At 52.6% G+C, this 14,335-nt stretch carries 3 protein-coding genes, 2 tRNA genes and 7 rRNA genes; 1 reads left to right on the top strand and 11 read right to left on the bottom strand.

Annotated elements, in window-relative coordinates; genetic code table 11:
* Nucleotides 1-6 precede the first annotated feature (6 nt).
* Nucleotides 7-699, bottom strand: coding sequence for a cysteine protease LapG (gene lapG, locus DKB71_RS01300; RefSeq protein ID WP_408599416.1), 693 nt, complete (start codon nucleotides 697-699; stop codon nucleotides 7-9).
* Between the two features lie 194 nt (nucleotides 700-893).
* On the opposite strand from lapG, the gene DKB71_RS01295 reads away from it, so the two are divergent.
* Entirely contained in the window at nucleotides 894-1,601 is a 708-nt protein-coding gene (locus DKB71_RS01295) for a GntR family transcriptional regulator (RefSeq protein ID WP_274074995.1), read from the top strand.
* 70 nt (nucleotides 1,602-1,671) lie between these two features.
* Here DKB71_RS01295 and rrf (DKB71_RS01290) read toward each other — a convergent pair.
* The 10 genes from rrf (DKB71_RS01290) to DKB71_RS01245 form a co-directional block, all read right to left on the bottom strand.
* Nucleotides 1,672-1,787 (bottom strand): 5S ribosomal RNA (rrf, locus tag DKB71_RS01290).
* Nucleotides 1,788-1,895: 108 nt separating this feature from the next.
* Nucleotides 1,896-2,011, bottom strand: a 5S ribosomal RNA gene (gene rrf / locus DKB71_RS01285).
* A gap of 150 nt (nucleotides 2,012-2,161) precedes the next feature.
* A 23S ribosomal RNA gene (locus DKB71_RS01280) occupies nucleotides 2,162-5,055 on the bottom strand.
* 276 nt (nucleotides 5,056-5,331) lie between these two features.
* Nucleotides 5,332-6,868: ribosomal RNA gene (locus tag DKB71_RS01275) — 16S ribosomal RNA — on the bottom strand.
* 481 nt (nucleotides 6,869-7,349) lie between these two features.
* Nucleotides 7,350-7,465 (bottom strand): 5S ribosomal RNA (rrf, locus tag DKB71_RS01270).
* A 154-nt stretch (nucleotides 7,466-7,619) separates the two neighbouring features.
* Nucleotides 7,620-10,513: ribosomal RNA gene (locus DKB71_RS01265) — 23S ribosomal RNA — on the bottom strand.
* A 238-nt stretch (nucleotides 10,514-10,751) separates the two neighbouring features.
* Nucleotides 10,752-10,827 (bottom strand) — tRNA-Ala (locus DKB71_RS01260).
* A 10-nt stretch (nucleotides 10,828-10,837) separates the two neighbouring features.
* Nucleotides 10,838-10,914: transfer RNA gene (locus DKB71_RS01255), tRNA-Ile, on the bottom strand.
* Between the two features lie 80 nt (nucleotides 10,915-10,994).
* Nucleotides 10,995-12,531 (bottom strand): 16S ribosomal RNA (locus tag DKB71_RS01250).
* Together the 16S, 23S and 5S rRNA genes with 2 tRNA genes alongside form the textbook arrangement of a ribosomal RNA operon.
* Before the next feature lie 580 nt (nucleotides 12,532-13,111).
* Nucleotides 13,112-14,332, bottom strand: a complete 1,221-nt coding sequence (locus tag DKB71_RS01245) for a CaiB/BaiF CoA-transferase family protein (RefSeq protein ID WP_274073866.1) — start codon at nucleotides 14,330-14,332, stop codon at nucleotides 13,112-13,114.
* Nucleotides 14,333-14,335: the final 3 nt, after the last annotated feature.

Raw genomic sequence — 14,335 nt, 5'->3', positions numbered from 1 at the left:
GTGCTCCTAGTTAGTCGTCTCGACCGGGAATCCTTCGGCCTGCATTTTTTTCAGCACATCCTGCCAACGGGACAAACGCTTGGTGTCCCCGACCTTCTGATTGCCCTTGGCCCCCGGTAACCACAACCCTTCTGCGTTGAAAGCGTAGACCGGCAGCAAATCCTTTCTCTGGCTGGCTGGCCTGATCGAGTCGACAAGGCTGTCGAGCACCAGCGGTTCGGCTTCCGGGCTTGAGTAGTAGGTCAGCACCATGTGCGCGCGATTCAGGCTCAGCGCCTTTACGTACGTGATGCGCAGCTTGTCACTGGAAACGCCAAGGTGGCGCAGACTGAAATATTTGGCGATTGCGTAGTCTTCGCAATCACCGGCGCCTTTCCACAAGGCTTCGACGGGTGTTTCCCAGTAATCGACCTGATGCCACAGGTCGATGTCTTCGACGTAACGCAGTTGTTTGTTGAAAAAGCGGTTGATCACGTTGAGCTGTTCCAGCTCGCCAACTTGATTCTGCGTAGCCAACATGTGCTGCCACGCATCTATGCGCTGCTGACCTTCGCCCAAAGATCCGTACAATGCCTGCGCCCGAGCACTGATCAGGGAAAAGTCCCAATCGGCATGCACACCGCCCAGCAGCACCCCGGCCAGCAGCAAGGCGCCGCACGAGCAGCGCAAGATCCGGGATATCGGAAAACGTACCGCCAAGGCGAGGCATCCAGGGTAGTCAGGTGGAATCGAGTGAAGGTGTAGGTTAGCTCGGGAAAAAATAATGGCACACTGAGATCACTGACGGCACGCTAAACTAAGGGAAAGACGCTCTGATGGGGCGTTTGACAAGCCGTCAGGCAGTCACTAGTGTCAATTGGATCCAAAACTTCAGTCAATCAGGGTGCGTAGTAGTGACACAAAAGCCCAACCCCCTCAGCAGTATCAAGGTCAACGGGCCGATTCCCGCGCACCTGGCGCGCTCGGTGATCGAAGAAACCTTGCGCTCGGCCATTCTGGACGGTCGCCTGCCGTGTGGCATCGCACTGCGCCAGCAGGATCTGGCCGATCTCTTCGGGGTCAGCCGCATGCCGGTGCGCGAAGCGTTGCGCCAACTGGAAGCCCAGGCATTGCTCAACGTGATCGCCCATAAAGGCGCTGTGGTTGCCCCGCTCGTCCAGGGCGATGCCGCGGAAACCTACGCCCTAAGGATTTTACTGGAGTCCGAAGCCCTACGTTTATCGGTGCCGTTGCTTGAGGCGGCGGATCTCGAACAGGCCGCGCGCTATATCGACGAGCTGGAGACGGAACAGGACTATACCGAAATCGGCCGGCTCAATCGCCTCTTCCATATGTCGCTCTACAGCAGGGCACCTAATCGCCGGTTACTGAAACTGGTAGAGGACGGACTGAACGAAGAAGAGCGCTTCCTGCGCTTCAACCTCGAAGCGATGGGCCTGGGCAAGTTGTCCCAGGAAGATCACCGGGCCTTGTGGCGGGCGGCCGACGCGCGGGATGTCGAAGGATCGGTGCAATTGCTGGTCAACCATCTCAATCGCGGGGTCGAGGTCATCACCCGGTACCTCGCCAGTCCAGAAGCCCAGAACAAAAAAACCTCGTAGCAAAGGCAACGGCAGGCCCAGAACGACAAAACCCCTGTCTGCGTTAGCAGACAGGGGTTTCGGAATTCAATCTTGACGATGACCTACTCTCACATGGGGAAACCCCACACTACCATCGGCGATGCATCGTTTCACTTCTGAGTTCGGGATGGGATCAGGTGGTTCCAACGCTCTATGGTCGTCAAGAAATTCTGTGTGCCAGTTCGTCATTACGACGTGCCAGCGAATTCTTGATGTTTCTACTAATAGACAAAACCCCTACCTGCATACGCAGATAGGGGTTTTGGAATTTAATCTTGACGATGACCTACTCTCACATGGGGAAACCCCACACTACCATCGGCGATGCATCGTTTCACTTCTGAGTTCGGGATGGGATCAGGTGGTTCCAACGCTCTATGGTCGTCAAGAAATTCGGGTACTGAACCGTTTTTCAACGTTTCAGCAAATTGGGTATGTGACAGCCAGGTGTTTTGTGAGTATTTCGAACTTTCGGTTCTTTCGTCTTCACACACCGCAATCTGATGCTCTTTCGAGTAGTCAAATTGCTTGGGTGTTATATGGTCAAGCCTCACGGGCAATTAGTATTGGTTAGCTCAACGCCTCACAGCGCTTACACACCCAACCTATCAACGTCGTAGTCTTCGACGGCCCTTCAGGGGACTCAAGGTCCCAGTGAGATCTCATCTTGAGGCTAGTTTCCCGCTTAGATGCTTTCAGCGGTTATCTATTCCGAACATAGCTACCCGGCAATGCCACTGGCGTGACAACCGGAACACCAGAGGTTCGTCCACTCCGGTCCTCTCGTACTAGGAGCAGCCCCTCTCAAATCTCAAACGTCCACGGCAGATAGGGACCGAACTGTCTCACGACGTTCTAAACCCAGCTCGCGTACCACTTTAAATGGCGAACAGCCATACCCTTGGGACCGGCTTCAGCCCCAGGATGTGATGAGCCGACATCGAGGTGCCAAACACCGCCGTCGATATGAACTCTTGGGCGGTATCAGCCTGTTATCCCCGGAGTACCTTTTATCCGTTGAGCGATGGCCCTTCCATACAGAACCACCGGATCACTAAGACCTACTTTCGTACCTGCTCGACGTGTCTGTCTCGCAGTCAAGCGCGCTTTTGCCTTTATACTCTACGACCGATTTCCGACCGGTCTGAGCGCACCTTCGTACTCCTCCGTTACTCTTTAGGAGGAGACCGCCCCAGTCAAACTACCCACCATACACTGTCCTCGATCCGGATAACGGACCTGAGTTAGAACCTCAAAGTTGCCAGGGTGGTATTTCAAGGATGGCTCCACGCGAACTGGCGTCCACGCTTCAAAGCCTCCCACCTATCCTACACAAGCAAATTCAAAGTCCAGTGCAAAGCTATAGTAAAGGTTCACGGGGTCTTTCCGTCTAGCCGCGGATACACTGCATCTTCACAGCGATTTCAATTTCACTGAGTCTCGGGTGGAGACAGCGCCGCCATCGTTACGCCATTCGTGCAGGTCGGAACTTACCCGACAAGGAATTTCGCTACCTTAGGACCGTTATAGTTACGGCCGCCGTTTACCGGGGCTTCGATCAAGAGCTTCGCGTTAGCTAACCCCATCAATTAACCTTCCGGCACCGGGCAGGCGTCACACCCTATACGTCCACTTTCGTGTTTGCAGAGTGCTGTGTTTTTAATAAACAGTCGCAGCGGCCTGGTATCTTCGACCGGCGTGGGCTTACGCAGCAAGTGCTTCACCCTCACCGGCGCACCTTCTCCCGAAGTTACGGTGCCATTTTGCCTAGTTCCTTCACCCGAGTTCTCTCAAGCGCCTTGGTATTCTCTACCCAACCACCTGTGTCGGTTTGGGGTACGGTTCCTGGTTACCTGAAGCTTAGAAGCTTTTCTTGGAAGCATGGCATCAACCACTTCGTGTTCTAAAAGAACACTCGTCATCAGCTCTCGGCCTTGAAATCCCGGATTTACCTAAGATTCCAGCCTACCACCTTAAACTTGGACAACCAACGCCAAGCTGGCCTAGCCTTCTCCGTCCCTCCATCGCAATAACCAGAAGTACAGGAATATTAACCTGTTTTCCATCGACTACGCTTTTCAGCCTCGCCTTAGGGACCGACTAACCCTGCGTCGATTAACGTTGCGCAGGAAACCTTGGTCTTTCGGCGTGGGTGTTTTTCACACCCATTGTCGTTACTCATGTCAGCATTCGCACTTCTGATACCTCCAGCAAGCTTCTCAACTCACCTTCACAGGCTTACAGAACGCTCCTCTACCGCATCATCCGAAGATGATACCCGTAGCTTCGGTGTATGGTTTGAGCCCCGTTACATCTTCCGCGCAGGCCGACTCGACTAGTGAGCTATTACGCTTTCTTTAAAGGGTGGCTGCTTCTAAGCCAACCTCCTAGCTGTCTAAGCCTTCCCACATCGTTTCCCACTTAACCATAACTTTGGGACCTTAGCTGACGGTCTGGGTTGTTTCCCTTTTCACGACGGACGTTAGCACCCGCCGTGTGTCTCCCATGCTCGGCACTTGTAGGTATTCGGAGTTTGCATCGGTTTGGTAAGTCGGGATGACCCCCTAGCCGAAACAGTGCTCTACCCCCTACAGTGATACATGAGGCGCTACCTAAATAGCTTTCGAGGAGAACCAGCTATCTCCGAGCTTGATTAGCCTTTCACTCCGATCCACAGGTCATCCGCTAACTTTTCAACGGTAGTCGGTTCGGTCCTCCAGTCAGTGTTACCTAACCTTCAACCTGCCCATGGATAGATCGCCCGGTTTCGGGTCTATTCCCAGCGACTAGACGCCCTATTAAGACTCGCTTTCGCTACGCCTCCCCTATTCGGTTAAGCTCGCCACTGAAAATAAGTCGCTGACCCATTATACAAAAGGTACGCAGTCACAGAACAAAGTCTGCTCCCACTGCTTGTACGCATACGGTTTCAGGATCTATTTCACTCCCCTCTCCGGGGTTCTTTTCGCCTTTCCCTCACGGTACTAGTTCACTATCGGTCAGTCAGTAGTATTTAGCCTTGGAGGATGGTCCCCCCATATTCAGACAAAGTTTCTCGTGCTCCGTCCTACTCGATTTCATGACTAAGAGATTTTCGCGTACAGGGCTATCACCCACTATGGCCGCACTTTCCAGAGCGTTCCGCTAATCTCAAAGCCACTTAAGGGCTAGTCCCCGTTCGCTCGCCACTACTAAGGGAATCTCGGTTGATTTCTTTTCCTCAGGGTACTTAGATGTTTCAGTTCCCCTGGTTCGCCTCTTGCACCTATGTATTCAGTACAAGATAACCATCTTATGATGGCTGGGTTCCCCCATTCAGACATCTCCGGATCAAAGTCTGTTTGCCGACTCCCCGAAGCTTTTCGCAGGCTACCACGTCTTTCATCGCCTCTGACTGCCAAGGCATCCACCGTATGCGCTTCTTCACTTGACCATATAACCCCAAGCAATCTGGTTATACTATGAAGACGACATTCGCCGAAAATTCGATTGTGCTCTAAGAGCAACTCACAAATTTTACCTTAGCCTGATCCGTTACCAGTGAAAGTAACGTTCAGTCTATCTTTCTATCACATACCCAAATTTTTAAAGAACGGTTCTGAAAAAGATCAGAGCTAAGTATTCGAATCGAATATTTAGCTCTGCACTTTTACAAACGCATGAATCAAGCAATTCGTGTGGGAGCTCATGGAGCAGCTGAGTCGTCGATTAAGGAGGTGATCCAGCCGCAGGTTCCCCTACGGCTACCTTGTTACGACTTCACCCCAGTCATGAATCACACCGTGGTAACCGTCCTCCCGAAGGTTAGACTAGCTACTTCTGGTGCAACCCACTCCCATGGTGTGACGGGCGGTGTGTACAAGGCCCGGGAACGTATTCACCGCGACATTCTGATTCGCGATTACTAGCGATTCCGACTTCACGCAGTCGAGTTGCAGACTGCGATCCGGACTACGATCGGTTTTATGGGATTAGCTCCACCTCGCGGCTTGGCAACCCTCTGTACCGACCATTGTAGCACGTGTGTAGCCCAGGCCGTAAGGGCCATGATGACTTGACGTCATCCCCACCTTCCTCCGGTTTGTCACCGGCAGTCTCCTTAGAGTGCCCACCATTACGTGCTGGTAACTAAGGACAAGGGTTGCGCTCGTTACGGGACTTAACCCAACATCTCACGACACGAGCTGACGACAGCCATGCAGCACCTGTCTCAATGTTCCCGAAGGCACCAATCCATCTCTGGAAAGTTCATTGGATGTCAAGGCCTGGTAAGGTTCTTCGCGTTGCTTCGAATTAAACCACATGCTCCACCGCTTGTGCGGGCCCCCGTCAATTCATTTGAGTTTTAACCTTGCGGCCGTACTCCCCAGGCGGTCAACTTAATGCGTTAGCTGCGCCACTAAGAGCTCAAGGCTCCCAACGGCTAGTTGACATCGTTTACGGCGTGGACTACCAGGGTATCTAATCCTGTTTGCTCCCCACGCTTTCGCACCTCAGTGTCAGTATCAGTCCAGGTGGTCGCCTTCGCCACTGGTGTTCCTTCCTATATCTACGCATTTCACCGCTACACAGGAAATTCCACCACCCTCTACCATACTCTAGCTTGTCAGTTTTGAATGCAGTTCCCAGGTTGAGCCCGGGGCTTTCACATCCAACTTAACAAACCACCTACGCGCGCTTTACGCCCAGTAATTCCGATTAACGCTTGCACCCTCTGTATTACCGCGGCTGCTGGCACAGAGTTAGCCGGTGCTTATTCTGTCGGTAACGTCAAAACAGCAAAGTATTAATTTACTGCCCTTCCTCCCAACTTAAAGTGCTTTACAATCCGAAGACCTTCTTCACACACGCGGCATGGCTGGATCAGGCTTTCGCCCATTGTCCAATATTCCCCACTGCTGCCTCCCGTAGGAGTCTGGACCGTGTCTCAGTTCCAGTGTGACTGATCATCCTCTCAGACCAGTTACGGATCGTCGCCTTGGTGAGCCATTACCTCACCAACTAGCTAATCCGACCTAGGCTCATCTGATAGCGCAAGGCCCGAAGGTCCCCTGCTTTCTCCCGTAGGACGTATGCGGTATTAGCGTCCCTTTCGAGACGTTGTCCCCCACTACCAGGCAGATTCCTAGGCATTACTCACCCGTCCGCCGCTGAATCAGAGAGCAAGCTCTCTTCATCCGCTCGACTTGCATGTGTTAGGCCTGCCGCCAGCGTTCAATCTGAGCCATGATCAAACTCTTCAGTTCAAACATCTTTGGGTTTTGAGAAAACCCTAAACTTGGCTCAGCAATCGTTGGTTACATCTTTGATTTCTCGCGGAGTAACTTGTGATGCTGATAATCTGTTGACTAGCAGTCTGACTCCACAAGCACCCACACGAATTGCTTGATTCAGTTGTTAAAGAGCGGTTGGTTAAGATCTTTCGTCTCAACCGAGGCGCGCATTCTACAGCAGCCTCATTTGCTGTCAAGCGGTATTTTTCAGAAGTTTTCAAGGAATCCTTAACAACTTCAACCACTTGCGCTTCAGATCTCTCGTCAGCGGGAGGCGAATTCTACAGCGTTACACGCTGCTGTCAACACCTTAATTCCTGCTTCTTTTGTTCGAGAAACCGAAGCACTAACCAGGTAAACGACTTGGTTAGCAGCACATGCTTTTTACAAAGCCTGTACTTATATAAAAACAAAACCCCTACCTGCACACGCAGATAGGGGTTTTGGAATTTAATCTTGACGATGACCTACTCTCACATGGGGAAACCCCACACTACCATCGGCGATGCATCGTTTCACTTCTGAGTTCGGGATGGGATCAGGTGGTTCCAACGCTCTATGGTCGTCAAGAAATTCGGGTACTGAGTCGTGGCCGGTTGGCCTCGCTTCAGCAAATTGGGTATGTGACAGCTGGTGTTTTGTGAGTATCTCGAACTTTCGGTTCTTTCGTCTTCACACACCGCAATCTGGCCTCTCTCGAGTTCGCAAATTGCTTGGGTGTTATATGGTCAAGCCTCACGGGCAATTAGTATTGGTTAGCTCAACGCCTCACAGCGCTTACACACCCAACCTATCAACGTCGTAGTCTTCGACGGCCCTTCAGGGGACTCAAGGTCCCAGTGAGATCTCATCTTGAGGCTAGTTTCCCGCTTAGATGCTTTCAGCGGTTATCTATTCCGAACATAGCTACCCGGCAATGCCACTGGCGTGACAACCGGAACACCAGAGGTTCGTCCACTCCGGTCCTCTCGTACTAGGAGCAGCCCCTCTCAAATCTCAAACGTCCACGGCAGATAGGGACCGAACTGTCTCACGACGTTCTAAACCCAGCTCGCGTACCACTTTAAATGGCGAACAGCCATACCCTTGGGACCGGCTTCAGCCCCAGGATGTGATGAGCCGACATCGAGGTGCCAAACACCGCCGTCGATATGAACTCTTGGGCGGTATCAGCCTGTTATCCCCGGAGTACCTTTTATCCGTTGAGCGATGGCCCTTCCATACAGAACCACCGGATCACTAAGACCTACTTTCGTACCTGCTCGACGTGTCTGTCTCGCAGTCAAGCGCGCTTTTGCCTTTATACTCTACGACCGATTTCCGACCGGTCTGAGCGCACCTTCGTACTCCTCCGTTACTCTTTAGGAGGAGACCGCCCCAGTCAAACTACCCACCATACACTGTCCTCGATCCGGATAACGGACCTGAGTTAGAACCTCAAAGTTGCCAGGGTGGTATTTCAAGGATGGCTCCACGCGAACTGGCGTCCACGCTTCAAAGCCTCCCACCTATCCTACACAAGCAAATTCAAAGTCCAGTGCAAAGCTATAGTAAAGGTTCACGGGGTCTTTCCGTCTAGCCGCGGATACACTGCATCTTCACAGCGATTTCAATTTCACTGAGTCTCGGGTGGAGACAGCGCCGCCATCGTTACGCCATTCGTGCAGGTCGGAACTTACCCGACAAGGAATTTCGCTACCTTAGGACCGTTATAGTTACGGCCGCCGTTTACCGGGGCTTCGATCAAGAGCTTCGCGTTAGCTAACCCCATCAATTAACCTTCCGGCACCGGGCAGGCGTCACACCCTATACGTCCACTTTCGTGTTTGCAGAGTGCTGTGTTTTTAATAAACAGTCGCAGCGGCCTGGTATCTTCGACCGGCGTGGGCTTACGCAGCAAGTGCTTCACCCTCACCGGCGCACCTTCTCCCGAAGTTACGGTGCCATTTTGCCTAGTTCCTTCACCCGAGTTCTCTCAAGCGCCTTGGTATTCTCTACCCAACCACCTGTGTCGGTTTGGGGTACGGTTCCTGGTTACCTGAAGCTTAGAAGCTTTTCTTGGAAGCATGGCATCAACCACTTCGTGTTCTAAAAGAACACTCGTCATCAGCTCTCGGCCTTGAAATCCCGGATTTACCTAAGATTCCAGCCTACCACCTTAAACTTGGACAACCAACGCCAAGCTGGCCTAGCCTTCTCCGTCCCTCCATCGCAATAACCAGAAGTACAGGAATATTAACCTGTTTTCCATCGACTACGCTTTTCAGCCTCGCCTTAGGGACCGACTAACCCTGCGTCGATTAACGTTGCGCAGGAAACCTTGGTCTTTCGGCGTGGGTGTTTTTCACACCCATTGTCGTTACTCATGTCAGCATTCGCACTTCTGATACCTCCAGCAAGCTTCTCAACTCACCTTCACAGGCTTACAGAACGCTCCTCTACCGCATCATCCGAAGATGATACCCGTAGCTTCGGTGTATGGTTTGAGCCCCGTTACATCTTCCGCGCAGGCCGACTCGACTAGTGAGCTATTACGCTTTCTTTAAAGGGTGGCTGCTTCTAAGCCAACCTCCTAGCTGTCTAAGCCTTCCCACATCGTTTCCCACTTAACCATAACTTTGGGACCTTAGCTGACGGTCTGGGTTGTTTCCCTTTTCACGACGGACGTTAGCACCCGCCGTGTGTCTCCCATGCTCGGCACTTGTAGGTATTCGGAGTTTGCATCGGTTTGGTAAGTCGGGATGACCCCCTAGCCGAAACAGTGCTCTACCCCCTACAGTGATACATGAGGCGCTACCTAAATAGCTTTCGAGGAGAACCAGCTATCTCCGAGCTTGATTAGCCTTTCACTCCGATCCACAGGTCATCCGCTAACTTTTCAACGGTAGTCGGTTCGGTCCTCCAGTCAGTGTTACCTAACCTTCAACCTGCCCATGGATAGATCGCCCGGTTTCGGGTCTATTCCCAGCGACTAGACGCCCTATTAAGACTCGCTTTCGCTACGCCTCCCCTATTCGGTTAAGCTCGCCACTGAAAATAAGTCGCTGACCCATTATACAAAAGGTACGCAGTCACAGAACAAAGTCTGCTCCCACTGCTTGTACGCATACGGTTTCAGGATCTATTTCACTCCCCTCTCCGGGGTTCTTTTCGCCTTTCCCTCACGGTACTAGTTCACTATCGGTCAGTCAGTAGTATTTAGCCTTGGAGGATGGTCCCCCCATATTCAGACAAAGTTTCTCGTGCTCCGTCCTACTCGATTTCATGACTAAGAGATTTTCGCGTACAGGGCTATCACCCACTATGGCCGCACTTTCCAGAGCGTTCCGCTAATCTCAAAGCCACTTAAGGGCTAGTCCCCGTTCGCTCGCCACTACTAAGGGAATCTCGGTTGATTTCTTTTCCTCAGGGTACTTAGATGTTTCAGTTCCCCTGGTTCGCCTCTTGCACCTATGTATTCAGTACAAGATAACCATCTTATGATGGCTGGGTTCCCCCATTCAGACATCTCCGGATCAAAGTCTGTTTGCCGACTCCCCGAAGCTTTTCGCAGGCTACCACGTCTTTCATCGCCTCTGACTGCCAAGGCATCCACCGTATGCGCTTCTTCACTTGACCATATAACCCCAAGCAATCTGGTTATACTATGAAGACGACATTCGCCGAAAATTCGATTGTGCTCAAAGAGCAACTCACAAATTTTACCTTAGCCTGATCCGTTACCAGTGAAAGTAACGTTCAGTCTATCTTTCTATCACATACCCAAATTTTTAAAGAACGATCTAATCAAAAGACTAGAAATCAATATTCATTGCAGAATATTCATTTCTAAACTCTCAAACTTCGAAGCAGGTTATGGTGGAGCCAAGCGGGATCGAACCGCTGACCTCCTGCGTGCAAGGCAGGCGCTCTCCCAGCTGAGCTATGGCCCCATAACAAAATTGGTGGGTCTGGGCAGATTCGAACTGCCGACCTCACCCTTATCAGGGGTGCGCTCTAACCAACTGAGCTACAGACCCAATTTCGAGCTGCTTCTATCGTCTTCTTCAATGAATCAAGCAATTCGTGTGGGAGCTCATGGTGCAGCTGAGTCGTCGATTAAGGAGGTGATCCAGCCGCAGGTTCCCCTACGGCTACCTTGTTACGACTTCACCCCAGTCATGAATCACACCGTGGTAACCGTCCTCCCGAAGGTTAGACTAGCTACTTCTGGTGCAACCCACTCCCATGGTGTGACGGGCGGTGTGTACAAGGCCCGGGAACGTATTCACCGCGACATTCTGATTCGCGATTACTAGCGATTCCGACTTCACGCAGTCGAGTTGCAGACTGCGATCCGGACTACGATCGGTTTTGTGGGATTAGCTCCACCTCGCGGCTTGGCAACCCTCTGTACCGACCATTGTAGCACGTGTGTAGCCCAGGCCGTAAGGGCCATGATGACTTGACGTCATCCCCACCTTCCTCCGGTTTGTCACCGGCAGTCTCCTTAGAGTGCCCACCATTACGTGCTGGTAACTAAGGACAAGGGTTGCGCTCGTTACGGGACTTAACCCAACATCTCACGACACGAGCTGACGACAGCCATGCAGCACCTGTCTCAATGTTCCCGAAGGCACCAATCCATCTCTGGAAAGTTCATTGGATGTCAAGGCCTGGTAAGGTTCTTCGCGTTGCTTCGAATTAAACCACATGCTCCACCGCTTGTGCGGGCCCCCGTCAATTCATTTGAGTTTTAACCTTGCGGCCGTACTCCCCAGGCGGTCAACTTAATGCGTTAGCTGCGCCACTAAGAGCTCAAGGCTCCCAACGGCTAGTTGACATCGTTTACGGCGTGGACTACCAGGGTATCTAATCCTGTTTGCTCCCCACGCTTTCGCACCTCAGTGTCAGTATCAGTCCAGGTGGTCGCCTTCGCCACTGGTGTTCCTTCCTATATCTACGCATTTCACCGCTACACAGGAAATTCCACCACCCTCTACCATACTCTAGCTTGTCAGTTTTGAATGCAGTTCCCAGGTTGAGCCCGGGGCTTTCACATCCAACTTAACAAACCACCTACGCGCGCTTTACGCCCAGTAATTCCGATTAACGCTTGCACCCTCTGTATTACCGCGGCTGCTGGCACAGAGTTAGCCGGTGCTTATTCTGTCGGTAACGTCAAAATTGCAGAGTATTAATCTACAACCCTTCCTCCCAACTTAAAGTGCTTTACAATCCGAAGACCTTCTTCACACACGCGGCATGGCTGGATCAGGCTTTCGCCCATTGTCCAATATTCCCCACTGCTGCCTCCCGTAGGAGTCTGGACCGTGTCTCAGTTCCAGTGTGACTGATCATCCTCTCAGACCAGTTACGGATCGTCGCCTTGGTGAGCCATTACCTCACCAACTAGCTAATCCGACCTAGGCTCATCTGATAGCGCAAGGCCCGAAGGTCCCCTGCTTTCTCCCGTAGGACGTATGCGGTATTAGCGTCCCTTTCGAGACGTTGTCCCCCACTACCAGGCAGATTCCTAGGCATTACTCACCCGTCCGCCGCTGAATCAGAGAGCAAGCTCTCTTCATCCGCTCGACTTGCATGTGTTAGGCCTGCCGCCAGCGTTCAATCTGAGCCATGATCAAACTCTTCAGTTCAAACATCTTTGGGTTTTGAGAAAACCCTAAACTTGGCTCAGCAATCGTTGGTTACATCTTTGATTTCTCGCGGAGTAACTTGTGATGCTGATAATCTGTTGACTAGCAGTCTGACTCCACAAGCACCCACACGAATTGCTTGATTCAGTTGTTAAAGAGCGGTTGGTTAAGATCTTTCGTCTCAACCGAGGCGCGCATTCTACAGCAGCCTCATTTGCTGTCAAGTGGTATTTTTCAGAAGTTTTCAAGGAATCCTTAACAACTTCAACCACTTGCGCTTCAGATCTCTCATCAGCGGGAGGCGAATTCTACAGCGTTACACGCTGCTGTCAACACCTCTTTTTAACTTCCTCTTGGCTTCGATGAACTGAAGCAACCTGCTGTCAAAACTGCTTAACTCGTTGTTTACCAAGGAGTTTTCCGTTTCGACTGCGCCGGAAGTGGGGCGAATTATAGGCTTCCAGAATCTGCCGTCAAGCATTGATTCCGGCGTTCTATCAATAACTTGCAGGAGGCGCCAAAACGCCCTGATTGAACCCTATCTAGAAAGACAAACGCTCCTCTATATAGAAAAGCGCCATCAGAGAACGCCCGAAGCCTTCAAAGCAGACACGGCCCCAGCCTCCAGGCCGAGCACCCGCTGCAGAACCTCCAGCGTATGCTCGCCCAGCAAAGGCGGCGCATACCGGTACTCCACCGGCGTCTCGGACAACCGAATCGGACTGGCCACCTGCGGCACCATGCCAGCCAGGGCGTGGGGCAACTCGATCGCCAACCCGCGCGCCTTGACCTGTGGGTCTTCAAACATCTGCGCCAGATCATTGATAGGGCCGCACGGCACACCGGCCTGCTCCAACTGAGCAACCCACTCAGCGGTCGTCTTGAACACCGTAGCCTGGCGGATCAGGGGAATCAGCACCGCCCGGTTTGCCACCCGCAGCTTGTTGGTCGCAAAACGCGGATCATCGGCCCACTGGGGCTGCCCCGCCACTTCGGCAAATTTGCGAAACTGCCCATCGTTGCCGACAGTCAGGATGAAATCGCCATCTGCAGTAGGAAAGTCCTGGTAAGGCACGATGTTCGGATGAGCATTACCCAGACGCTTTGGCGCATTGCCCGTTGTCAGGTAATTCATCGCCTGGTTGGCCAGGCACGCGACCTGGACATCCAGCAACGCCATATCGATATGCTGCCCGCCACCATCGTGGTCTCGATGCGCAAGCGCCGCCAAAATGGCAACCGTGGAATAGAGTCCGGTGAGAATATCCGTCAGCGCCACGCCAACCTTGACCGGACCGGCTCCCTCTTCGCCTTCAGGTCGACCCGTCAGGCTCATCAGGCCACCCAGGCCCTGGATCATGAAGTCATAACCCGCACGCTTGGCGTAAGGACCGGTTTGCCCAAAACCGGTAATCGAGCAATAAATCAGTTCAGGATTGATCGCCTTCAGCGACTCATAGTCCAGACCGTAGGCCGCCAGGCCGCCGACCTTGAAATTCTCGATCAGGATGTCCGACCTGGCCGCCAACTCACGCACCAGCTTCTGTCCCTCAGGGCGCGTGAAGTCGATGGTGACCGATTGCTTGTTGCGGTTGGCCGACAGGTAATAGGCGGCCTCGCTGGTGTTCTCGCCATAGGCGTCCTTGAGGAACGGCGGGCCCCAGGCGCGCGTGTCATCGCCATTGCCCGGACGCTCGACCTTGATCACTTCGGCGCCAAGGTCGGCGAGGATCTGCCCGGACCACGGCCCGGCCAGCACCCGCGATAAATCCAGTACCCGTAGATGCGAAAGCGCGCCCATAAC

The sequence above is a fragment of the Pseudomonas sp. PLMAX genome, from assembly GCF_046042685.1.
Lineage (GTDB): Bacteria > Pseudomonadota > Gammaproteobacteria > Pseudomonadales > Pseudomonadaceae > Aquipseudomonas > Aquipseudomonas putida_AE.
The sequence above is the reverse complement of the archived record's forward strand: the minus strand, read 5'-3'. Positions and strand labels throughout refer to the sequence as shown.